Annotated in this window: 19 protein-coding genes; 12 read left to right on the top strand and 7 right to left on the bottom strand. The window is 51.6% G+C overall.

Going from position 1 to position 23,703, the window contains the following annotated elements:
- Nucleotides 1-16 precede the first annotated feature (16 nt).
- The 5 genes from argB to H5P27_RS14080 all read left to right on the top strand — a co-directional run bounded on the left by argB (nucleotide 17) and on the right by H5P27_RS14080 (nucleotide 5,923).
- A complete protein-coding gene (gene argB, locus H5P27_RS14100; protein ID WP_185661039.1) occupies nucleotides 17-895 on the top strand; it encodes an acetylglutamate kinase in 879 nt (292 codons plus the stop codon).
- Between the two features lie 54 nt (nucleotides 896-949).
- Nucleotides 950-2,176 (top strand): aspartate aminotransferase family protein, encoded by a 1,227-nt coding sequence (locus tag H5P27_RS14095; protein ID WP_185661038.1) that lies wholly within the window; start codon nucleotides 950-952, stop codon nucleotides 2,174-2,176.
- A 35-nt stretch (nucleotides 2,177-2,211) separates the two neighbouring features.
- Nucleotides 2,212-3,156: an ornithine carbamoyltransferase gene (gene argF, locus H5P27_RS14090; RefSeq protein ID WP_185661037.1), complete on the top strand. Its 945-nt coding sequence runs from the start codon at nucleotides 2,212-2,214 to the stop codon at nucleotides 3,154-3,156.
- A 103-nt stretch (nucleotides 3,157-3,259) separates the two neighbouring features.
- Nucleotides 3,260-4,489 carry an argininosuccinate synthase gene (locus H5P27_RS14085; RefSeq protein WP_185661036.1) on the top strand — a complete coding sequence of 410 codons (1,230 nt, stop codon included), beginning with the start codon at nucleotides 3,260-3,262 and terminating at the stop codon, nucleotides 4,487-4,489.
- 105 nt (nucleotides 4,490-4,594) lie between these two features.
- On the top strand, nucleotides 4,595-5,923 hold the full coding sequence (locus tag H5P27_RS14080) for a TAXI family TRAP transporter solute-binding subunit (protein ID WP_185661035.1): 1,329 nt from the start codon (nucleotides 4,595-4,597) through the stop codon (nucleotides 5,921-5,923).
- 17 nt (nucleotides 5,924-5,940) lie between these two features.
- Here H5P27_RS14080 and H5P27_RS14075 read toward each other — a convergent pair whose 3' ends face one another.
- The 3 genes from H5P27_RS14075 to H5P27_RS14065 are packed head-to-tail and all read right to left on the bottom strand — an operon-like array spanning nucleotide 5,941 to nucleotide 9,608.
- Complete coding sequence (locus H5P27_RS14075) at nucleotides 5,941-7,722, bottom strand: hypothetical protein (RefSeq protein ID WP_185661034.1); 1,782 nt, start codon at nucleotides 7,720-7,722, stop codon at nucleotides 5,941-5,943.
- 27 nt (nucleotides 7,723-7,749) lie between these two features.
- Nucleotides 7,750-8,046, bottom strand: a complete 297-nt coding sequence (locus tag H5P27_RS14070; protein WP_185661033.1) for an STAS domain-containing protein — start codon at nucleotides 8,044-8,046, stop codon at nucleotides 7,750-7,752.
- Nucleotides 8,043-9,608: a response regulator gene (locus H5P27_RS14065; protein WP_185661032.1), complete on the bottom strand. Its 1,566-nt coding sequence runs from the start codon at nucleotides 9,606-9,608 to the stop codon at nucleotides 8,043-8,045. Before H5P27_RS14065 ends, H5P27_RS14070 begins: the two co-directional genes overlap by 4 nt.
- Nucleotides 9,609-9,944: 336 nt before the next feature.
- Here H5P27_RS14065 and H5P27_RS14060 point away from each other — a divergent pair, with 336 nt between their 5' ends.
- The 7 genes from H5P27_RS14060 to H5P27_RS14030 are packed head-to-tail and all read left to right on the top strand — an operon-like array spanning nucleotide 9,945 to nucleotide 18,798.
- Complete coding sequence (locus H5P27_RS14060) at nucleotides 9,945-10,310, top strand: response regulator (RefSeq protein WP_185661031.1); 366 nt, start codon at nucleotides 9,945-9,947, stop codon at nucleotides 10,308-10,310.
- 8 nt (nucleotides 10,311-10,318) lie between these two features.
- Entirely contained in the window at nucleotides 10,319-12,757 is a 2,439-nt protein-coding gene (locus H5P27_RS14055; protein WP_185661030.1) for a chemotaxis protein CheW, read from the top strand.
- A 1-nt stretch (nucleotide 12,758) separates the two neighbouring features.
- Nucleotides 12,759-13,217: a chemotaxis protein CheW gene (locus H5P27_RS14050; protein ID WP_185661029.1), complete on the top strand. Its 459-nt coding sequence runs from the start codon at nucleotides 12,759-12,761 to the stop codon at nucleotides 13,215-13,217.
- A gap of 30 nt (nucleotides 13,218-13,247) precedes the next feature.
- Nucleotides 13,248-16,448 carry a PAS domain-containing protein gene (locus tag H5P27_RS14045; RefSeq protein WP_185661028.1) on the top strand — a complete coding sequence of 1,067 codons (3,201 nt, stop codon included), beginning with the start codon at nucleotides 13,248-13,250 and terminating at the stop codon, nucleotides 16,446-16,448.
- Nucleotides 16,449-16,479: 31 nt separating this feature from the next.
- Nucleotides 16,480-16,854: a response regulator gene (locus H5P27_RS14040; RefSeq protein ID WP_185661027.1), complete on the top strand. Its 375-nt coding sequence runs from the start codon at nucleotides 16,480-16,482 to the stop codon at nucleotides 16,852-16,854.
- Between the two features lie 20 nt (nucleotides 16,855-16,874).
- Nucleotides 16,875-17,939 carry a protein-glutamate methylesterase/protein-glutamine glutaminase gene (locus H5P27_RS14035; RefSeq protein ID WP_185661026.1) on the top strand — a complete coding sequence of 355 codons (1,065 nt, stop codon included), beginning with the start codon at nucleotides 16,875-16,877 and terminating at the stop codon, nucleotides 17,937-17,939.
- A gap of 4 nt (nucleotides 17,940-17,943) precedes the next feature.
- Entirely contained in the window at nucleotides 17,944-18,798 is an 855-nt protein-coding gene (locus H5P27_RS14030) for a CheR family methyltransferase (RefSeq protein ID WP_185661025.1), read from the top strand.
- Here the strand turns inward: H5P27_RS14030 and H5P27_RS14025 are convergent, their stop codons facing one another.
- From H5P27_RS14025 to H5P27_RS14010, 4 genes are all read right to left on the bottom strand, one after another.
- Complete coding sequence (locus H5P27_RS14025; protein WP_185661024.1) at nucleotides 18,799-20,391, bottom strand: S8 family peptidase; 1,593 nt, start codon at nucleotides 20,389-20,391, stop codon at nucleotides 18,799-18,801.
- A 67-nt stretch (nucleotides 20,392-20,458) separates the two neighbouring features.
- Nucleotides 20,459-21,796, bottom strand: coding sequence for an ABC transporter permease (locus H5P27_RS14020; RefSeq protein WP_185661023.1), 1,338 nt, complete (start codon nucleotides 21,794-21,796; stop codon nucleotides 20,459-20,461).
- A gap of 26 nt (nucleotides 21,797-21,822) precedes the next feature.
- A complete protein-coding gene (locus H5P27_RS14015) occupies nucleotides 21,823-22,746 on the bottom strand; it encodes an ABC transporter ATP-binding protein (protein WP_185661022.1) in 924 nt (307 codons plus the stop codon).
- 140 nt (nucleotides 22,747-22,886) lie between these two features.
- Complete coding sequence (locus H5P27_RS14010) at nucleotides 22,887-23,519, bottom strand: tetratricopeptide repeat protein (RefSeq protein ID WP_185661021.1); 633 nt, start codon at nucleotides 23,517-23,519, stop codon at nucleotides 22,887-22,889.
- Nucleotides 23,520-23,703 lie beyond the last annotated feature (184 nt).

Below are 23,703 nucleotides of genomic sequence, written 5' to 3'. Positions count from 1 at the left end.
ACTCTTTTTTAGAACTATGAACATGCAGGAAATTATTTCCAAAGCGGCTGTATTGGTTGAAGCTCTGCCCTATGTGCAGAATTTCCGTGGCGCGACCTTCGTCGTCAAGTACGGCGGTAGCTTTATGGATGACCCGGATCCCGAGATTCGGGCTCGGGTTGCTGGTGATATAGCCTTTCTATCGGCGGTTGGTATCCACGCTGTGGTGGTTCACGGTGGTGGTAAGGCCATCAGTCGAGCCCTCAGTGAGCAGGGAATCGAAACGAAATTCGTAAACGGTCTTCGGTACACTGATGAGGATTCTGTAAAAGTTGTGCGAGACGTCCTGAGCGGCAAGGTGAATGGAGAAGTCTGCGAGATGTTGCAGGTTCGCAAAGACAGCCCTCTCGGGATTCCTGGAGAGAATGTTCTGCAATGTGAAAAATTGGATACAGACGTACACGGCGATCCGGTGGACCTTGGGTTTGTTGGAAACATCACCAGTGTAAAGGTAAAGATCATCAAGAAGGCTATCAAAGATGGTTACACCCCTGTGATTTCGCCGGTCGCGGTCGATGAAAAAGGACAGCTTTACAATGTGAATGCAGACGTAGCTGCAGCTTGTGTAGCGAGTGCTTTGCGTGCTCGGCGTCTGGTTTACATGAGCGATGTTCCTGGATTGTTGGCAGATCCTAAGAACTTGGATACACTTATCTCTACTCTCAAGGTGAACCAAATCGATAAGCTCAAGAAAGATGGAACCATCAGTGCTGGAATGCTCCCTAAAGTTGAGAGTGCAGTTAAAGCCCTAGATGCCGGAGTGCATCGCGTCCACTTCATCGACGGTAGATTACCGCACAGTCTTCTCCTAGAAATTTTCACCGATAAAGGTATCGGAACGGAGATTTGTCATTAAGTAAAACCAAACAAAAGCGGGCAGAGATTGCTGAACCGCTATTTCAAGATCATCATGACCACACAAAATACCGAGCAGCTCTATAAGGACAACGTTCTCGGCAACTATGGATTGCCGCCTATCACGTTCACACGTGGACGCGGGGTTCGCGTGTGGGATGATGATGACAAGGAATACATCGATTTCTGTTCGGGAATCGCAGTCCTCACTCTGGGCCATAGCCACCCACGGCTTGTATCCGCTATCCAAGCGCAAGCGGAGAAGCTTATTCACATCAGCAATCTGTATCGCAACGAGAACCAAGCCAATCTGGCGGCCAAACTCAACCAGCTCGCTGGAGGAGGAGGTAAAGTCTTCTTTTGCAATAGCGGAGCTGAAGCGAACGAGGGGCTGATTAAGCTGTCTCGTCTCTACGGAAAGTCGAAGTCGGGCGAGGAGGCCAAGCAATTCAAAGTAATCGTAGCGGAACAGGCTTTCCATGGCCGGACCTTTGGCGGAATGAGCGCGACTCCGCAGGAGAAAATCCAAGGCGGATTTCGTCCTTTGGTTCCTGGCTTCGAGGCGGCTCCTCTAAACGACCTACAGGCGTTCGCTGACAAGATTGACGACTCTGTTTCAGCTGTATTTGTCGAGACGATACAAGGCGAGGGCGGTATCCGGCCCTGTTCAATCGAGTTTCTGCAAGGGCTACGTAAACTTTGCGACGAGAAGGGAATCCTGCTTCTGATCGATGAAGTGCAGTGTGGAGCAGGCCGCTCTGGAACCTTTTTTGCATTCCAGCAAGCCGGTATCCGGCCCGACGCTATTGGCATGGCAAAAGGACTAGGAGGGGGTGTTCCCATTGGAGCAATTTGGATTGATGATAAGCACGCACCTCTCTTTGCTCCAGGTACTCACGGTACGACTTTCGGCGGAACACCGCTGATCTGCGCTGCAGCCTTGGAAACCATATCGGTACTAGAGGATGAGAACCTACTCGAAAACGTATCGGAAAATGGAGCTTACTTTTTGGAACAACTTAAGGCCCTGAAAGCGGAGTTTCCCGACTATGTTTTGGATGCAAGAGGCCGAGGTTTTATGCTCGGTATCCAAATTGCTGAGCTTCCATTCGATATGGTGACTAGGCTGAGAAGAGCAGGTCTGGTCGTGCCTCCTGCCGGAGGAAATGTTATCCGCTTCTTGCCGCCATTGATCGCGACTCGCGAAGAGATTGACGAGGCTTTGGAGGTTCTGAAGTCAGTCGTTTCCGAAAGGGTAGCGGAATTGTCCGCTACGACGTAACCATTTACCCAATACCCAACAACCAACAACGATTCATGCAACACTTCCTAAAGGAAACTGATTTCACTATCAATCAGGCCGCAGAGGTATTTACGCTAGCCCACGCTTTGAAAAAGGGACGTGGAAAGCACACGCCACCTACCCTGAAAGGGCAGAGCTGGGCGCTCATCTTTTCAAAATCGAGTACTCGTACCCGAGTTTCCTTTGACGTGGGTATCAACGAATTGGGTGGGCACCCATTGTTCCTCAACAAGAGCGATATCCAGCTCGGTCGTGGCGAATCGATTTACGATACGGCGAATGTGCTTTCGCGCTTTCTGCACGGTCTGATCATCCGCACTTACGATCAGTCGGAGGTAGAGGAGATTGCGAAGTTGGGAAGTATCCCGGTGATCAATGCGCTTACTGACTATCTGCACCCATGCCAAATCTACACCGATGCCTTCACTATGGCGGAGCGTTGGGCGGATGGGACGAACTTCTTAGAGTCGCTCAAGGGTAAGAAGATCGCTTACTTCGGCGACACTGCCAACAACATCGCAAACTCTTGGATATTGGGTGCAGCCATGTTCGGTATGGAGCTCGTGCTGGCCGGACCAGAAGGCTACGCGCCGGGTGAAGACATCAAAGCGACCTTGGCCGAGAGCGGCCACGCGGCGACATGGAGCTTTTCCAATGACCCCGAAGCGGCAGCCAAGGATGCGGATGTTCTCTACACCGATACTTGGGTGAGCATGGGGCAAGAAGAGGAATCGGCGGAACGCATTGAGGTGATGAAACCTTACTCGGTAACCGCGGATCTCATGAAACTCGGCAAGCCAGAGGCGCTCTTCATGCATGACCTTCCTGCATATGTCGGCATGGAAGCTCAAGAGGATGTACTTTACGGCAAGCAGTCGGTCATATTTGACGAAGCTGAAAACCGTCTCCACACTCAAAAGGCTATCATGTCGGTGCTTGCGGAAGCCAATCGCAGATAGCGTTTCGGAAAACGAGAATTCGCGTGAACGGATTCGAATGAATTGTTGAGTATTTGGTAATATTCGCGTCCATTCGCGCTCAAACCTAGCAAATTCAATTTCTATGAAAATCGTACTCGCATACTCAGGCGGCTTGGACACCTCAGTCCTCGTTCGTTGGCTCAAGGATCACTACAACGCGGAAATCGTTACCTTCGCGGCTGACGTGGGTCAGGAAGAAGAGCTCGACGGCTTGGAAGAAAAGGCGAAGGCCACTGGTGCCTCCGCCCACTACACTCTCGATCTCAAAGACGAGTTCGCCAAGGACTACATCTACCCGATGCTGCGCGCGAACACGATTTACGAAGGCCAGTACTACCTCGGCACTTCGATCGCACGTCCGCTGATTGCTAAGGCTCACATCGAATTGGCCCGCAAGGTGGGAGCTGATGCGGTTGCTCACGGCGCTACAGGTAAGGGCAATGACCAAGTTCGCTTCGAGCTTGGCTACGCGGCCCTCGCTCCTGATTTGCAAATCATCTCACCTTGGAGAATGGAAGTGTTCCGCAAGGCTTTCCCAGGTCGTACCGAGATGATCCAGTACTGTGCGGACAACAACATCGACGTCGAGGCCTCTGCTTCCAAGCCCTACTCGATGGACCGCAACTCGCTGCATATTTCTTACGAAGCGGGTATCTTGGAAGATCCCTATTTCGACCCGACCACTCCGGAAAACAAGTCCATGTACAAGCTCACGGTGGATCCTGAGGATGCTCCGGACGAGGCTCAGTACATCGAGCTCGATTTCGAGAAGGGTGACTGCACGGCGATCGACGGCGAGAAGGTCACGCCCGCTGAAGCGGTTTACAAACTGAACAAGATCGCAGGTAAGCACGGCATCGGTCGCGTGGACATCGTGGAAAACCGCTTCGTCGGCATGAAGAGCCGCGGCGTGTACGAGACACCAGGCGGAACGATCCTCATGATGGGTCACAAGCAAGTAGAGTCCCTCACCATGGACCGCGATCTTGAGCACCTACGTGACGGCTTGATCCCAAAATATGCGGAGCTCGTCTACAATGGCTTCTGGTTCGCTCCAGAGCGCGAGGCTCTCCAGGCCTTCATCGACAACAGCCAGAAGAGCGTAACAGGTACCGTTCGCCTCAAGCTCTACAAGGGTAACGTCACAACTGTTGGGCGTAAGTCCCCGTATTCCTTGTACGACGAAGACGTAGCTTCCATGGAAGGCGTTGCTTCATCTTACAACCCTGACGACGCGACCGGCTTCATTCGTCTGCAAGGCCTGCGCTTGCGTGCTCGCGCTGCGACGCAGTTCGAATTTATCGAACAGTAGTCAAATTCGGGACGTAAGTTCTTAATTTTCCGAGCGGAACCCTTAAGGGTTCCGCTTTTTTATTTTGCCTTTCTACGGCTCGGCGAATCTGTCAATCATGCCAGCGTGAACAACTTGAAATCCTTCCTTGTTGCCAATGCTTGGCTTGTCGCGTTTGTGGCGATTTTGGTGATCGTGCTTGTCCAGTTTGTAGATCCCGCTCCCCCGCGAGAGATAACCATTGCGAGTGGCAGCGAGACCGGGCGCTACTATGAGTTGGCCAGCCTTTTGAAGAGGGAGCTTCAGAAGGAAGGAGTGACCTTAAACGTTCTCACCACGGCCGGTTCCGAAGAGAACCTTGAGCTTTTGACCTCTGACGATAGCGAGGCCTCGATCGCTTTTGCGCAGAGCGGTATGAGCGAAGTCTTCGAGAGTGAGGAAGGCGCATTACGTGGGCTTGCTAGCCTGTATTATGAACCAATTTGGTTGGTTTATCGAAAGGACTTGGAGCTCGAATTTGTATCCGATTTGCGGAACCTAAAAGTAGCGGTCGGCAAAAAGGGGAGTGGCACCCAGGCGGTGGCCCGCTTCCTGTTGGCTGAGAATGGACTCCTGAGCGGTGCGGAACACCCCGAGCTGATTGAGCTCAGCGACGACGAGACGGTTGAAGAGCTCGCGGGAGGAGAAATCGATGCTGGCTTCTTTATGGTTTCCGCTGAAAGCCCAACCATCCAGCGTCTCATTGAAATGGAGGGGTTCGACTTTCTCGACATGCGTCGACACAGTGCCTATCGGGCCCGTTACCGTTCGCTTTCAGGAGTTGAAATCAGTGAAGGCTTGTTGAATCTCGAGGCTAACTTGCCACCGGAGGATCGTACGGTTTTGGCTGCAGTAGCGACAATGGTCGTCAATGATCGGTTTCATCCCGCTCTGACGCCTCTCGTGCTTGAGGCTATGCGCAAAATCTTGTCCAAGGGAGGAGTTCTCGAACTGCCGGATGAGTTTCCCTCCGATCGCTACGTCGACTACGATCTGACGAAAGAAGCGGGGCACTATTTCGAATACGGGCCCCCGTTTCTTCTACGTTACATGCCGTTTTGGGCCGCCTCTTTGGTCGATCGTCTCATCATTTTGGTCATCCCGCTACTGTTCGTGATCATTCCTCTGAGTAAAATCGCTGGCCCAATCTACCGCTGGCGGATTCGGTCCAGAATTTACCGCTGGTACAAATACCTTCGCGAGACGGATCAGAAGATCGTCTTGGGAACTATACAACGTGATCTCGACAATGAACGTGATCGATTGGGAAAGCTGGAGAACGAACTCGCTTCGGTGGAAGTGCCTCTATCCTACACGGACGAACTCTATCATTTGAGGCAGCATGTGGAATATGTCTCTCGCAGACTCGAGTCTATCGCCTCGCTGCAGGGCTCAGACTCTGACCAGCGAGGATAGTCAACTAAGTCTGTTAGCTAGAATAATTCGACGTTGTCGCAGGTAAGAGACTGGGCGGAGAGCGAGCGTTTTTGAGCGTTTCGGGAAATCTCCAGATCGAATCCGTCTTCCTCGTTGGCGCTTCCCGCGTGCAAGCGAGTGTGCATGGAGTCATTCTCCTGGTGGAGAAGTGCCTTCACCTCAGCGTGGATGTCGTCCTGCTTGCTGCGGGACATCGCTTCGATGTTTGCGTCTTTTCGCAGCTCCTTTGCGCGTTGGTCGAGTTCGCTGGCAAATTCGTTAAGGCGCTCTAGTTTATCGACGTCGCTTCGAGCTGTCCTCTCCACGGTATCGACCAAATTGCCGACTAGTTCCAGTGATCTGAAGGTACCGTCGCGCAAGTTATGCAGGGCCTCTTCCAGCGTGGGTCGTTCCTTGAGGATTATCTCCAAATGGGAGTAACCCTCTTCATGCTCTGAAGTGATCCGGTCTACGAGGTCGTCGACCGTTTTATGGAGCTCATTGATTCGTTCCGATGTTTCGTCGCCTAAGTCGCGAAGTTGGGTGGAAATCTCGGCGGTTCGCGCGGCGAGGATTTCCAGGCCGCTTCCTTCTCCCACTTGGATGGAGCGGACTTGAGCGTTTAGGGCTATGAATTGAATCTTGATCGATACTTCGAAAACGATGGCTGAGAGTTCTTTGGTCAGGGCCTGGACCGGTTGGATCGCTTCGCGCGATGAACTCGATAGCTTGGTGTTTTGCTCGAGCAACTCCTGAATGGTTTCCAATGATTCGAGTAAGGTTTGCACCATCCCGTCAGCCGATGCGGTGATGTGCTCGTACTGGCTCATGGTGGTGGAAGCGTCGTAGAGAGTCCGGGCGTTTTGGCTGATATTGTTCAGGCCAGTACGGATTTCGTTGGAGGACTGTCGAATCTCCTCTGCGGCGGTCTCGATCTGCTTGGCCTGCAGGATTTGCCAAGTCTTGTTGGAAACTCCTTCTGGTTGGCTTTTCAGGTTCTCCAAGATACTCTCACAGCGTTGGCGAATTATGTCCTCGTACTGTAGAGACATAACGAGAAGCCCGATCGAGGATTCAAAATCGTCTGCTGCTTGGCCGAGGTCTGCAGATTTTTGGGAATTGCCCGCAATCTGGGTTTTCAGGTCGGAGATCGCTCTATTGATCTCCTGTTGCCGCTGGGCGATGACGTTTTCCTGTAGGCTGCGTTCCTTTTTGGCTGTCTCTTCGGCTCGGTGTATTTGACTGCGGGCCTCCGCCAAATTGGTGATGTTTTTCTGGAAGGTTTCGTCTACTAGCACGTGCAAGTGGGCGATTTCCTCAGAAACGGAGTGAAAGGTCTGCCGGTTTTCTTCGGATAGCTGGGAGGCTTCTATTTTGAAGAACACGAGCATGAATTTGAGAGGTTCCAGAGCGTCGACCATTTCCGTCTGCTTTTTAAGCAGCTGCTCGGCTATGGCCTCACAGGAATTCATTAGCTCGTAGTTGTCGACTTGGCTATTGAGGCAGCTTCCTAGGTAGTTGACTGGTCCTTCGAGGATATCGGCTACGCGGAACAGCAACTGGGTGCTTTCATTTTGGCCGCCGGCGGATTCAAGCAGGATCATGCAATCCTGACGCAAGGTTTTGGTCTTTTGGTCGAGTTCGCCGAGACTGTCGGAGATACCACCAAATACCTCACCGATATTGCCGATCGTGTGATTCAGGCTGCTAGCCACCAAATCGAGATTCAGCTCGTCTTCCTTCTTTTTGAAGAGCGAGTCAGCAAGCGGTTGGATCCGACTTTTTAGTTTGTTAAGCACGTGGATGTAGAAAGTTGTTGCAGAGCGCTAGGGTCCGACGATTTCCGCTTTTTGGTCGAGACGGGTAAAGGTACAGATCCGCTTGAGGCTAGGGCTTGCGATCAAGAGCCTAACCTTCAGCTTTTTGCCTTCGGCTATCTTGATCGCTTTCACGATTGCGTTAAGCCCCACCGAATCGACCATGGAAGCGGCCCGAAGGTCTAGCTCGACAAGTTGGCTTGGCGTTGCTCGATCCAGCACGCTTTCGATTCGGCTCCAGTGGAGTTGGGCGTTGGTGCTTACGATGTCTCCATCTGCTTTGTAGGTGTGGCTAGCGGCGTTCATATTTGGTGTTGAGGTGCTAGGGGGGTACGTTCGAACTCCATGATGAGGTGGGCTCCGTTCTTTTGTATTTCGGTGCGAGTTGGGATGGCTTGAATCATAATCAAGCCTCGGTGTTCGGTGAGTAAATTTTCTGCCGCGTCTGCAGCATGGGTTTCCCAGTCGAAGGAGTGTCCTTTTCCTTCGTCTTGAATCTGGATCATGATTTTTGAGCGATCTTCGCTTCTCGACATTTGAAGCGTGGCCCAGCGGTCCTCCCGCTTTTCGCATCCGTGCAAGAGGGCGTTTATCAGCGCCTCTCGCACGCATACCAGCATTTCGGAAAGGTATCCTGCGTCCAAATCTGGGATCGAGTAGCGTAAGCTTTTTTCGCAATAGTTTTGTATGGCGTCGATCTGTTCCAGGCTGCCCCCGTGGTATCTCTGGTATAGGATGGGAAGCATCACGTTTGCGTTTGCCGGGGTACTTGGGGTTTTCAGCCGAACGACAGCGATATCGTCGATTGATTTGGATTGGAGGACTGTGTTGTCTTGGCTGTGGTCCAACAAACGGTCTGCTAGGGCGAGGGGGTCGACTTTTAGATCTGTTGCGAGATCCTCCAAACCGTCTGTCCAGTTTGTGAGGCTGCCCTGAGACAGGGGTGCTTTGAGGTGTCGGTATTCTTCTTCAAACCAACCTAAGGGAGGGGCCCCAGCCTCTTCGCCTAGTGGCGTAGCAAATCCGTTTAACCCTGCCATCATGGGGGCGGGGAATCCTGCATTCACAAGATAGATCTCGTTTTGGTCTCTATCGAAGCGAATGGCGCAAGCGGCGAGCGAGTGGCCAAGTACAGTGTTTTTGTTCCACTCCTTGATCAACGTCTCGTTGTAGAGATCAAAAACATCTTCGATGCTTGATCCGCACACCAGCATGCCTCGAGCGAGGCCGTGAAAGTAGTTCGACTGTATGGAGGATGCCAGTTCGTGTCCTGAAGAGTCGGATAGAATCAGAGTCTTGTTCCCGTCTTTAGTCGTGATAGCCGACGCGAAATCTCCGCTGGCTTGGGATTTCGCGGAAAATGAAAACTCGATTCCTGGCCAGGCCGCATCCAAGTGATTTTTCAAAAGGACTCTTTGGTTCTCTCCCAAGGTGTTTGCTTGGATCTCAGTCGCTTTCAGATGGCGTTGCATCTGTGTCTTTAGAATAGCTTCCGGCACTACCTCATCGAGTGCTTTCAGGGCGATGGGTTTTTGGAGGAATCCGCACTCGCCGAATTGGACGAGGTTTTCGAGGATTTGCCTCTCGCCATCGGCAGTCATTAGTATGACAGAGAGCGTGGAGTCCTTGTGGCGAACGCTTTTGAGAAACTCGAGTCCGTTTCCTCCTGGCATCCAGTAGTCTGAAATGACCAGATCGAAAGAGTTGTATCCGGCTTCGTCTAGGATCTTCAGGCCGGCTCTCGACGAGTCGGCCTGCAGCACATCGTATCCTTTTTGTATCAGCTTTGCCCCGACAAGATGCCGTGTGCTTTTGTCGTCGTCGACGAGCAGAACTGTGGATACTCTTTCGTTTTCTGGTGCCTGCATTGCGCAAAGGAATCGGCTTTGCGCGATCAGTCGTTAGATCCGTTTACTCTATATTATGATTGGGCACTTGTTTTAGAGGGCTTTTTACGAGGTAAATCAGGATAAATCTGTCTTGATTTACGGTATATACTTAAGGGCGAAAAGTCCGATAATGCAGATATCGTTCAAAGTCAGTGAGGCTTCCAGTACTCACTGGGCGATATGTGAAAAACTCATTTTCTTCACGAGATCTGCTTTTTGGAGCTAAGTTTTTAGCCGGCGGTTACGATAAGCTCATTGTCTCCCCATGGCACAGTTTCGCCAGTTTGACTCAAAAAGAGATTATCCACGTACCTGATGAAAACGATTATTACCGTCGATGATGCCTCGACTATCCGAAAGATGGTAGGCTTCACCCTGAAATCCGCTGGCCACAATGTGGTTGAAGCCGCGGACGGAATGGAAGCTCTCAACACCTTGAAACAGCGTCCTGTCGACCTCGTCATAACCGACGTAAACATGCCCAATATGAACGGCATCGACCTGACTCGACAGCTCAGAGCGCTACCCAACTACCGCAGTACCCCAATCATTCTATTAACCACTGAGACGGATCCTGCCAAGAAAAGTGCGGGCCGTGCTGCTGGAGCCACTGGTTGGATCGTAAAACCTTTCAGCCAGGACCAGCTACTAGCTATCGTGTCCAAAGTCCTTCCTAACTAGTCAGCGACATGAGTAGCGACGGAATGGATGATTTCCAGTTGGAGTTGGTAAACGACTTCTTGCTGGAAAGCTCGGAGGGGCTAGAAACCTTCGATCAGGACCTTCTTCTGATCGAGAAGGGGGAGTGCGACCTTGGCTTGCTAAACGAGGTCTTCCGCGTCGTTCACACCATCAAGGGAACTGCTGGTTGTCTTGGCTTTAGCCAGATAGAAAGCATCGCTCATACGGGTGAAAACGTGTTATCGCTGATGCGTGACGGAGAGTTGGAATCGACTCCCCATATCGCTGACGCTTTGCTTAAGCTCTCTGATGCTCTCCGCGAGATGCTGGGGGTGATTGAAGACAGTGGTTCAGACGAGTCCGCCTGCGATTGCAGTGATCTGAAGTCCGTCTTGGATTCAATTATCAAGGGCGAGCCTGCCACAGTCAAAGCGACGCCTCCGCCTGAACCTGAGATCGAAACGCCGGTAGCGGAGGAAGCTCCCGAGAGCGCTGACGAGGGTTGGGGACTCTTTGGAGAAGAATCGACTGAAGAAGTCGAAGCGCCAGAGCCTGTTGCTGAAGCGCCGCAAGCCTGGGGGCTCTTTGAAGGTGACGAACCCAAGACTGAAGGTCCGGCCGAGTCCGAAGCGGTCGACTCGAAATCACCTGAAGGCGATCCTGCCGGAGCCTGGGGAATCTACGCTGACGAGTCCGAAGCATCGATCGCGGAAACTGATAAGCCAGAAGCGAAGAAGCCTGCTCGCCCCGTTCCGACTCCGCAAAAGCCAAAGGGTGATTCTATTTCCTCTGCGAGTGTTCGCGTTGATGTCGAACTTCTCGATAATCTTATGAACATGGTGGGAGAGTTGGTTCTCTCGAGAAACCAGCTTTTGCAGTTAAGCCATCAACGGGATATCGAGCCGGCTCAGGTTTCGGGTATCGCTCAAAGGTTCAATCAGGTCACTACGGACTTGCAGCAGGGTATCATGAAGACCCGTATGCAACAAATCGGTACGGTTTGGGGTAAGTATCCACGTATCGTCCGAGATTTGGCTGCTGACTTAGGCAAGCAGGTTAACCTCCAAACGTTTGGAGCTGATACGGAACTTGACCGTACTATCATTGAAGCGATTAAGGATCCTTTGACCCACATTATTCGTAATGCGGTCGATCATGGGATCGAAAAACCGGACGTCCGTAGCGCCGCCGGAAAGAGTCCCGATGCGGAACTGCTCATGAGAGCCTTCCACGAAGGCGGGCAAGTAAACATCGAAATTATTGACGATGGAGCCGGTATCGACGGCAACAAGATTTGCGGCAAGGCCTTGGAGAAAGGTTTGATCGACGTAGATGAGGCAGGTCGCTTGTCCGAACGTGAGAAAATCAACCTGATTTTCCTTCCTGGTTTTTCGACCGCAGAGAAGTTAAGCAATGTTTCTGGTCGTGGTGTCGGTATGGACGTCGTGAAGACTAATATCGAAAAGATCGGTGGGTCAGTAGACATCCAGTCAGTGAAAGGGGAGGGTACCACGCTGCGTATCCGTATACCACTTACGCTTGCGATCGTTGCTGCACTAGTTGTCAAGAGCGGCAACCAACGCTTCGCAATCCCGCAGGTGAATATTGTGGAATTGGTGCGAATCAAGTCGGATGACCTAGCTTCCATTGAACGTGTCTACGATTCACCTGTTTACCGTTTGAGAGGAAAGCTCCTTCCATTGGTATTCCTAGATGAATTTTTGCAACTTGATAAACTCAAGGACGATGAGCGTTCTTCGGTCAGTATCGTGGTATTGAGGTCGGATGGCCAAGACTTTGGTCTAGTGGTCGATGTCGTCAGCGATACGGAAGAAATCGTTGTTAAGCCGCTAGGAAATCAGCTTTCCGACATGCAGATTTACGCTGGAGCCACGATAATGGGAGACGGTTCCGTAGCTATCATTTTGGATGCTGCAGGTATGTCTGCGAAAGCAGCTGTACTCAAAAATGGACAGAAGAGTATTCAAGAACAGAATACTGAATTCGAGGAAAATTCGCAGGAATTTGGCCGCAAAGAACCGCTCATCTTGTTTTCACTCCCAGGTTGGGATCATCTGGCTGTACCATTGGAGTCCGCCGAACGTCTCGAAGAGTTCGAGCCGAAGATTATCCAAACCTCGGGTGGAGTGGAAACAGTTCCCTATAGAGGGGGCATTATGCAACTCCTACGCCTCGGCAATCTTCTTGGCGTTGGACCTGGCAACAGCGACGTACAGTTCGAGCAGGTTATCGTATACAAGTGCGGTGATCGCTACCTCGGCCTCGTGGTTGGAGAGAACAAGGACATCGTCGAGCAAGTGTTACGCCTCGAGGATGTAGGTTCTCGCCCTTACATTCGCGGCTCCTTCATCATTGACGGACAGATCACCGATTTAGTGGACGTCGAATCTATTCTCTCAAGAGCGGGGTTGAAAGGAAAGAATTAGTATGGAAAGCGTATCTGAAAAAGAAGTACAACTTTGCACTTTCCAACTCGGGAAATTGCAGCTTGGGATTGATGTACTCTCCGTGCAGGAGGTCATTAAATGCCCCTCTCTCACGCCAGTTCCCCTCGCTCCTGAAGCGATCGAAGGACTGTTGAATCTAAGAGGTCAGATCCTTACGGCTATCGACCTTCGTCGACACTTTGAGTTGCCAGATGACGAACGAGCCAACAGCGAGAAGATGCTTATCATCGTTCGCTCTGGTTCGGTCGAAGCCGCTCTCTTAGTGGATTCGGTGGGAGAAGTCATCGAGGTCACAGACGAGACCTTTGAGGAGACAACCTCCAACGTACCCGCTTCGGTTCGACCCTATATTCTCGGAGTTCACAAACTAGATAAGCTCTTACTCCACTTGTTAGATGCGAAGGCAACTGCCTCGCTCGTTCCCTCCAACACTATTTAAGAAAGAAACCACATATAGCCCATATTCGCCATGCGTTTAAGCACAAAACTCGTACTCCCCACAGCGTTGCTCATTGCTTTGCCAGTGCTCGCTGTAATCGTTACCCTAAAGTTTAAATTCGATAAGGTAGCGGAAAACAGCCTGAAAGAACTGTCGGTCGCAGCTCGAACTGTTCAGGATAAAATCGACCGAAACCTCTTCGAGCGTTATGGAGACGTGCAGGCATTTGGTCTGAATGCTCTGTTCCACAGAGATCTCTCGAGCCTTTCGGAAGCCGAGGAGGCGGAACTAGGGGCCATGCTCGACAATTATGTTCTCACCTACGGATGTTACTCGCTCACTGTAGTGACGGACTTGGAGGGACGTATCGCTGCAATCAATACAGTTGGACCTCTCGGTGGAAAGATTCCAAGCGACAAGCTCCGCGGACGCGATCTCTCGAGGGATGACTGGTACAAAGCGTTGAAGGCCGAAAAGTATTCAACTTACCAGGGCGAGGGAGCCTTGACGGGTACCTATATCGGCAAGGCGCAGCAGAGCGACCTCGTAGCGGAAGTTTACGGAAAGGACGCTCCCGTATGGAACATGTCTTTCTCGGCTCCAATCAGAAACGCAGCGGGTGAAACGGTAGGCTACTGGCACAACGAATTCTCTTCCACAACGGTCGAGGAGATCGTTGTGGCTGAATACAACGATTTAGAGCATACGGGCTTGGAAACAGCTGAGCTAACCTTGCTCGATCCAAGCGGTCTCGTACTTCTGGACATTGATCCAAGCCATAATGGATACAAAGAGACCCGTCGTGATTCTTTGTTCAAAACGAATTTAGCAACTTCAGGACTCGAGGTAGCTCGAGTCGGAGTCAACCGCAATGCCCCGGCAGATGGGAGCATGTGGACCCACCATAATTCCAAGAGCGACGAAACTGCCTCTGAGCATGCTGATGAAATGCAGGGAGCAGGCTATGCTCGCAGTGTACCAGTACTCGGGTTTGTCGGCACCGGCTTCACTACATTGGTTCGGGTGAATGAGGAAGAGCTGACTGCGATGGCCGACTCTATCGAAACAACTATGGTGGTACTTGCTCTGGTGAGTATTGTTGTGGGAATCGCTGTTATGGTTTTCCTTGTGGCCCGTCCGATCGTTAGCAGGGTTTCAGCTGCAGCAAAAGCGATTGAAAGCCTGGCAGATGGAGGCTTAAACAACGCCGTCGAAACAGAATCCAAAGACGAAATCGGAGATCTAGGAAGATCGCTAAAGACCGCCTGCGACGGGCTGAAGAAAACCTTTGAGTCTGATAACATCGATTGGGGTGCTATGGCTGAACTCAAGGTTCGTGCTTCTATGATGGATGAGAGTTGTATCGTTTCAGAGGCTGACCTCAAAGGAACGATCATATCCTGTAATGATAAGTTTACCGAGGTATCTCAATACAGCCGCGAAGAGCTTATCGGCCAAGGTCACAACAAGACACGACACCCCGATATGCCTAAGAGCGTATTTAAGGAGCTTTGGGCAACCATTGGTCGCGGAAAAACATTCCGTGGCGTCGTAAAGAACATGAAGAAGGATGGCACCCCGTACTATGTTGACGCAGTTATCGCCCCAGTCATGGGTGACAATGGCAAACCACGTAAGTACATTGGTGTTCGTTACGATATCACTGAAGCTGAAATCGAACGCCAGGCATCCAAGGGTATCCTCGATGCGATCAACGGAGCTTACGCTTACATCGAATTCGACACTGAAGGGCAAATCCTCAAGGCGAATGACAATTTCCTAGGAGTCATGGGCTACGAGAGTGAAGAAATTGTAGGAAAGCACCATCGTATGTTCGTCGATTCCAAGACGTCACAGTCGGTTGAATACAGTAATTTCTGGAAAGGACTGAAAAATGGCGAGACCTATTCAGATTCCTTTAAGCGGATCACCAAGGACGGTCGCGAAGTTTGGATCCAAGCGGTATATGCTCCGGTTAAGGACGAAGTGGGTCGCGTTGTTAAGGTCGTAAAAATTGCCACTGATGTAACGGAGGCAAAAATCGTCGCGACAAACAATGAGCGCCAGCTCGAGGAAGCGAACAAGAATCAAGCGGTTATCGAGTTTGACGCCAATGGCATCGTCCAGAACGCCAATAAGAATTTCTTGGATTGCCTCGGCTACACTATGGCCGAAATCAAAGGACAGCACCACAGCATGTTTGTGGAAGACGAGTATGCTCGTTCGGCAGACTACACGAGGTTCTGGGCCGACCTTAATGATGGTCGCTTCATGACCGATGAATTCAAACGCATTGGTAAGGGTGGTAAGGAAGTTTGGATACAGGCGACCTACAACCCGCGTTTTGACGCCTCTGGTAAGGTTGGCAGTGTCATAAAATTTGCGACAGATATTACCGCTAAGAAGGCTGCAGAGGAAGGCTTGGCGAAAACCCTAGCATTGGTGGCGGAGCACTCGCAAACGCTAGCATCTGCATCTGAGGAGCTAACTGCCACCGCGCAGAACATGAACAATAACACGGAGGATACTGCTCGCCAGGCTGGTGTGGCGAGTTCGGCCTCTGAACAGGTTGCGGCGAACATTTCGATGGTTGCTACCGCAGCTGAAGAAATGAGCTCTTCGGTACAGGAAATCGCCAAGAACGCGGCGGAAGCTGCTCAGGTAGGGTCTTCGGCCGTGACCGTGGCGTCTAATACGAATGATACCGTCACTAAGCTGGGAGCATCCAGCGTTGAGATCGGTGAGGTGATCAAAGTCATTACTTCAATTGCTGAGCAAACCAACCTGCTGGCCCTCAACGCCACAATCGAAGCGGCTCGAGCGGGCGAGGCTGGCAAGGGCTTTGCAGTGGTCGCGAATGAAGTTAAGGAACTGGCTAAGCAGACCGCAGCAGCGACTGAGGACATTTCCGCGAAGATCGAAGCGATCCAGCATGATGCCTCTGGAGCGGTATCGGCAATTGGCGAGATTTCCGAGATCATTCGCCGTATCAATGACATTCAAAACGAAATTTCGAGCGCGGTGGACGAACAGTCCGCCACCACCAATGAGATAGCGCGAAATGTCTCTGAGGCATCTCGAGGCAGCTCTGAGATTTCCGAAAATATCGTAAACGTATCGAGCGCGGCTCGCTACACAACCGAAGGCGCAAACGATACGCTCACTGCCGCACAAGGCTTGGCAAGACTCTCCTCAGAACTGCAGGGCATCGTGGATGCTTCTCGGAACTAGACTGGGGAAAAATCATTAGAACGGATACACTATGAAATCGATCGTTATCGACGATAGCCGGACAGTGCGAAAGTTGCTGTGTGGCTACATGAACGCACTGGATATCGAAACCATGGAAGCGGAGGACGGTTGTGACGCCCTTTCGCGCCTTGGGTTCGTGGAACCGGCGGAAATGGATATCGCTCTCGTGGATTGGGATATGCCGAACATGACAGGAATCGAATTTCTGAAGGAAGTTCGCTCCTGTTCAGAGTACGAGCATCTCAAGATCATGATGGTGACTTCCCACAATAAACCGGAAGACCTGATGCAAGCTATCGAGTTCGGAGCGAATGAGTTTTTGATGAAGCCTTTCGATGAAGAGATGCTTCAGGACAAGCTCCGCATTCTTGGGCTCCTCAACTAAATCATTCAGAATCCCACCTGATGAAGAAGATACGTGTTCTAGTGGTCGATGATACGGCAGTTATGCGAAAGATCGTGTCGGAGGTCATTAATCGAGACCCGGATATGGAGGTTGCTGGTGTTGCTTCCAACGGGAAGATCGCGATGCAGCGAATTTCCCAATACAGTCCGGACGCGATCACCCTGGATCTGGAGATGCCGGAAATGGACGGGATCGCCATGGTTAAGGAGCTTCGGAAGACGTATCCAAAAATACCGGTCATCATGCTTAGCTCCCAGACTTACAAGGGAGCCGAGTCGACCTTCGAAGCACTGCAGGCGGGAGCGAATGACTATGTAGCAAAGCCTTCAACGAACAACGGGCTAAATGCCACGATGAGCGAACTGAATCGCGAGCTCATCCCAAAGATAAAGCAGTACTTTCATGTTCTCGCTCCGCAACCGGTAGCTCCGCCGTCTGCACCACGTCCGAACCGGACAAAGGCTCGAAGAAGCGGAAGGCTTGATGTCCTCGCTATAGGGTCTTCCACGGGTGGACCGAATGCCCTTTCTGTCGTGTTTTCCTCGATACGAGAGCCCTTGCCGGTGCCGGTTGTCGTGGTTCAGCACATGCCTCCTCTTTTTACAAAAGCGCTTGCGGAGCGTTTGAACCGCGAATCGTGCCTCACTATCTGCGAAGGCGAACACGGACAGGCACTTCGTCCCGGTCACGTTTACATCGCTCCCGGTGGCCAACATATGGAAACGAGACGGCGAGGAGCAGAGGTGGTCTTGCACCTGCATGAAGGTCCGCAAGAACACTCCTGCCGCCCTGCTGCAGATGTGTTGTTTCGCAGTGTAGCCAAATGCTATGGCGGTTCTGCATTAGCGGTCGTCCTTACTGGAATGGGTAGGGATGGCTTTCTTGGCGCTCGCGAAATTTGCGAAGCCGGTGGCGAAGCAATCGCCCAAGACAAGGAGACGAGTGTTGTCTGGGGTATGCCCAGCTTCCTTGTCAACGAAGGACTGGTAGAGAAGGGAACGCCTCTTCCTCAGGTCGCTTCCGCCATCTCCTCACGTTTCTCTTCTTTACTTCAAAAATACTAATTTTATGAGCCTCTCCCCAAGCCAGTTTGACTATGTCTCAACGCTAGCGAAAAGTCGTGCCGCAATCGTGCTTCAAACAGGAAAAGAATACCTGGTAGAATCGCGCCTCAGTCCACTCGCAAGAGAGAAGGGGTTTGATTCGCTAGGGGCTATGATTGATTCAATGACTTCGACTCGTGGATACGGCGATATCCACAAATCGGTAGTGGAAGCGTTGACGACGAACGAGACTTTGTTTTTCCGCGACCTTCATCCGTTTGAAGCGATGGAGAAGAAGTTGATTCCGGAGATCATGGCTAGAAGAGCCACTGAACGCCGAATCGACATATGGTCTGGGGCTAGTTCGACTGGACAGGAAGCTTACAGCATAGCCATGATGCTCCGTGAGAAATTTCCGGAGCTGCGAAACTGGAAGGTGAAGATCATTGGTACAGACCTTTGCAGCAAGGCTCTGGAAAAGGCGAACCGTGGGGTATACAACCAAATGGAAGTCAATCGCGGTCTCCCCATGCCGCTTTTGGTAAAGTACTTTTCCAAGGTCGACGAAGGTTGGGAGTTGAAGCCGGAGATGAAGCAAATGACCGAATTCAGAAAGATGAATCTGATCGAGCATTGGCCGAACCTGCCCAAGTTCGACATCGTTTTGATGCGAAACGTTTTGATCTATTTCGATATCGAAACACGCCGTAAGATTCTTGCTGGTATTCGGGGAGTTCTAAACCGAGATGGCGCAATGTTTTTGGGAGCGTCCGAGACGACTTTCAATGTAGATGAAAATTGGATAGTGGAGAATCACGGACGAAGCCATATCTATCGTATCAAGCCCAGTGTTACGCCGGGACGAGTTTTGCCCAGTTGATTAGTCGAGTGGAGAGATCGAAATTGTAAGCGATTTCGAATTGTTCTCTGGATACGAATCGGGGGAAATTGTTGAGCTTTCGACCGCGGCTTCGATCTGAAACCCACCGGGTAAAAGGAAGTCCGATTCGCTCAAGGTGATTTCGTAGCTGACACTTTCACCTGGTAGCAGGTTTCCCAGGTAAACATTTTGCGTTAGACCATTTGGTAGGGTGTAGTCGATGCTCACGGCTGGGGCCTCTTCGGTTCCTCGGTTTTGGGCTATGAGGTAGGCAGTGCTTTGTCCTTTGACTAGGTCGGAGTCAGCGACGTAGATATCAGAGAGTGCTAAATCGTAGTAATTCGTATCGGAATAGAGACTACGCGCTATGTCGATCGCGCCAGATCCAAGCTGCGAGTCAGATCCGGGCAGACCGTAGTCATCAGCATTAGCCAATAGAATTTCCGCTGCTTCCGCTGCGGACGTGTTTAGTTCTGAGCTGATTAATGCGATCGCTCCGCTTACGAAAGGCGCTGCCGCGGAGGTTCCAGTAAAACTGATCCAATCTTCTTCCTCCCATGCTGCGTAGACCCCAACCCCCGGTGCGGCGACTGCGATGGAGTCGCTCTGATTTGCGAAGGTGGTGGGATGTCCGATGGAGTCGAGGGCGGTGACAGCGATTACCGAATCGTAGGCGGCCGGGTAGGGTAGGGCAGTTATGGCTTCGTTTCCTGCAGCGGCTACCAGCACTACGCCCTGCTCCTGCGCGTAGGATACAGCGTAGGATAAGGCTTGGTTGGTGCCAAAGCTGCCGAGGCTGAGGTTTATAATGTCGGCTCCGTTGTCGACAGCCAAAAGAATGGCCTCGGCAAGTGTATAAGTATCACCGATTCCGTCTGTATCCAAAACACTGATGCTAATGAGGTCCGCATTGGGTGCGATCCCAGTGCCGTTCGATCCCGCGATAAGGGAAGCGACCGCGGTGCCGTGGGTGGCCGCAGTGGATCCTCCGGTGAGGTCGAAGCTTTTCACGACAGCGCCTTGAAGTGTTTGATGATCCGCTATGCTGGTATCAATCACCGCAATGCTTACGCCCTCACCAGCTTTTGTCAGATTCGAAGGTACTCGCATGAAATGAAGAGCCTGATCCAGGAATTTACTGTCGGTAGCGAGCAGCTGGTCTGCTATAGGCAGCGGATTGAGCAGCGTGTAATTGGAGTCCACCTTTGCGCCTGTATCTGCTAGGAAGCTGTCGTCATCGTTCAGTAGTTTAAGCCTGATGGCTAGGAGCCTCTCGCTTGAGGAGATGATTGTGTAAAGCCCGTTGGGACTCTTTTTCAGAAATGATTGAAACGCGTCCAGAGAATCAAAGCTCAGAATGCGTTCGTTTTCTATCGAAGACGCTGAAAAGGGGGCATCCGTTTTTTGTAGCCACGCTTCTGTTGTCTCAGCTCTTCTTTGACCGGTAGTTGCAGTGGGAAACTGAGGAGCGTCTGGATCCGGCTTTTTTGACTGGCTCGTTGGATTTAGCTGAAAGTAGAGCGCTGTACCGGCTGCCAAGGTGGCGACTAGTAGGAAAGCAGTACGGGTCTTGCTCTGGGAAGGTTTGCTCATTCGAGGTCAAATGGACCTCTGAATCTACCGGAAGTTCGATTGTTTGCGAGTCAATGATGGAACTCGCTCAGCGGAACAGGTCGCCCGTTTTGAATCGCCAACTGGAGAGGGCGAGTAGGCAACAGGCGATCGCGGCTAAAACTCCGAGCTCCGGAAGAATCTTCAAAAGCTGGGCATCTTCCCAGAGCGCTCCGAGATAGGACTCCACTCCCCAGTAGACCAAGGTGAACTTTCCGATGAATTGCATCGTAGCGGGCATGAGGCTTAGCGGAAACCAAGCGCCCCCCAGAGCGCTCATGCTAATGATAAGCAGAGTTCCGAAACCTTGGGCTTGTTGTGGCGTTTTAGCGAGGGACGCGAGGGTCATACCGAAGGCCGCGCAGGCGGCGGATGCCACGAGACTTACCAAAATCAGATTGAGAAAGTGTGGGAAAACTTCGACCCCGAAAAGGAAGGAAGAAGCGATGAATAGCGTCAGGGCCTGAACCATGCCCAGGAGGGTGTTGAAGAGAAATTTGGACCAGAGAATGTGGGTTCGTCTAACGGGCATGGAAAGAAGGCGTAGAAAGAGCCCTTCATTTCGTTCTTCGAAAAGCGATGCCGCGGATCCGGTGGTCGCAAAGAGCAGAAACATGATCGCGTACCCACCGATCATCCGAGTCAAAGTTGGGTTTTTGACTTCTTTTCCGAAGACTTGGCTTTCCTCAATGTTCACCAAGTTGGAAAGGGAATTCGACGCGTCTTCGGATTCTCCCTCACTTCCGGAGATGAGATCAGTCAGTCCGGCGAATCCAATTTTATCCTTAACGTCGTCGTATTCGATATCGTCGTACGCGAGGCTAATGGCTGCAGCTATACCATTTTGGAATGTGGAGTATTTTTCGGGACCAAGCTCATCGCGCTGCTGCTGGTCGATCTTTTCGGAAAGCAATTGAGGGATTTTGGAAAAGACCGCTTTTTGGATTAGCCCATTTATGATTTGCGATTCGATCGGGTTTTTCGGGTTGGAGAGAAATTCTAGCCTCAATCCTAACTCGCTCGAGCTGAGAAGGTCTTGGGGAATGATTAGGGCGAAGTTGAAATCATGGTCTTCGATTCCCTTCTGAATGGTATCGCGGGAGAGCGGTATTTGTTCTCCTTCCGGGCCCTTGGAGGATGATATTATGCGGAGCCCCTCTTCCGCTTCCAAAGCGTCCACGATGATCTGGGAAGTAGGGTTGGACGCTTCATCTAGCAGTCCCAGCCTTATGCTCGAAGAGATGCCGCCTTGGTCTCCGGAGCCGCCGAAGATGTTTCCGACGATGTAGATGACGCAAAAGGGAACGATAAAGGTCAGAGCGATTGCCGCTTTGTCTTTGAGAAAGAGGCTAATGTCTTTTTGAAGGAGGATCAGGACAGGGCGCATTTTTTATAGGAGTTGGGTTCCCGACACTATTCGCGGAGGTCTTTGCCTGTTAGGTTTAGGAAGAGGGCTTCCAAGCTTGGTTGCTCCATCTGAAATTCAGACGCATCTAAGCCTTGCTCTTCGGTCCATTGGTAAAAGCGGGACAATTTAAACTCTGGGGGCGTTTTCAGCTGCAAGGCGGCCCCCTGTTCCATCACCTCTCCGAATTGTTCTATGGCTTCGCGTTGCTCTGGGCTTAGGGAGCTGGCTCGAGCGGTTATCAGGTTTGTCCGAGGCAACTCGCGCAGCAGGGAGTCGGGCGATCCGCAACGAAGGATTTTACCGGCATCTATGATGCCAATTTCGTCGCATAGGCGTTCGGCCTCTTCCATGTAGTGGGTGGAGTACACGATGGTCATACCCTCCGATTTGAGTCCCAGCAAGGTGTCGAAAATGGCGTTTCTCGATTGGGGATCGACTCCCACTGTCGGTTCATCGCAGAGGAGTATCTTTGGCTTGTGCATCAGAGCGACGGCGATGTTGAGTCGCCGCTTCATACCACCTGAAAAGGCTTTTACGGAGGATTTCCTCCTGTCGGTCAACTGGGCGACTTCCAAAGCGTAGTCGATTTGCCGTGAAAGCTCCTTGCCTTTCAATCCGAAAAGCTTCCCGAATATCTGGAGGTTTTTTTCGGCGGATAGCTCCTTGTACAGGGCGATATTCTGCGGTGCGAAGCCGACGAGGCGGTTTTGTTGGGAATTGCTCGGGTCGAGCGTTTCCCCATCGATTTGGATGTTCCCCGAATCGGCAGTCAGAAATCCGGTCACCACGCTCATGAAGGTGGATTTTCCCGCTCCGTTTGGCCCTAGGAGGCCGAAGAATACGCCTTTATCGATGGCGAGCTCAAGTTGGTCGAGAGCTTGGATGGATCCGAAGCGTTTGCTCAGGTTTTGGGCGAGAAGGATAGACATCGGCTAGGAAGAGTACGCTAACGTCTACACAGAGGGGCAGCTTAGGTTGCTCCTAACTTGGAGATTTGTCTCTTTTGGTGCAAAAAAAACGCGAGCTCTTTGGGGCTCGCGTTATTGTAGAAGTTTTTGGGGCCTGATTTCTAGGCTTCGGGCAGTTTTTCCTTCAGGGTGTCTCCTCTAGATTTCCAGAAGAAATCTTGTTCGTCGATGGAGTCGATCAGATCGAGGGCGGTTTGGACGTCACCTTCTTCGCCGACCAAAGAGGCTAGGCGATATTTGGCTTCCGCTTGGGCGAGGGCGGTGGAATCCTCCGCAATCGGTTGGAGGATCTCTTTGGCTTCGGCGTTCTTATCCTGAGCAATGAGTGTAACTGCGAGAGCCATCGTGGCGGCTTGGTCGACGGGAGTCTCAGTGGATTCTGCGGCACTCCGGTAGTATGTTTCTGCTTTGGCGTAATCTCCTGCAGCGAAGGCTTCGTCGCCCAGCTCCTTGTACGCGAACCCGCTCAAAGCGGTTCCGGCTTCGTCTTCTGCCCAAGTCGCTTTTGCGTCGGTGTTGTCTGCGGATTGATAACCTTCTTGCAGGTTCTTTTCGGCACGAGCCTCCATGAATTTGAGTCCTTGGTAGCCGATAAAAACTGCGAAAACGAAACCGATTCCGCCGAGGATGAGACCTCTGTTTTTTTCCCAGATCATGATGATCTGGTTCTCAATGTCCTGGATATCGACTTGATTCGGCTGAGCCTCGGAGTTCTGGGATGTTTTGTTGGCCATGTTTGAAAGTGAATCTGCCCCTTTGTGGTTGTTGGGTATGAGGGAGACGGGAGAGTGAAAGCACTTCTACGCGGATTTCGAGATCTAATTGTTGGGGTAACAGCTGGTTTTGGTGCCGAAATCGTTTTGTTAGGGCAAATTGCATCGCTTTAGCAGCCTTTTAATCCGCGCCCCCCTTGACCCA

The organism is Pelagicoccus albus (assembly GCF_014230145.1).
Lineage (GTDB): Bacteria > Verrucomicrobiota > Verrucomicrobiia > Opitutales > Opitutaceae > Pelagicoccus > Pelagicoccus albus.
This window is presented reverse-complemented; position numbering and strand designations above follow the sequence as displayed.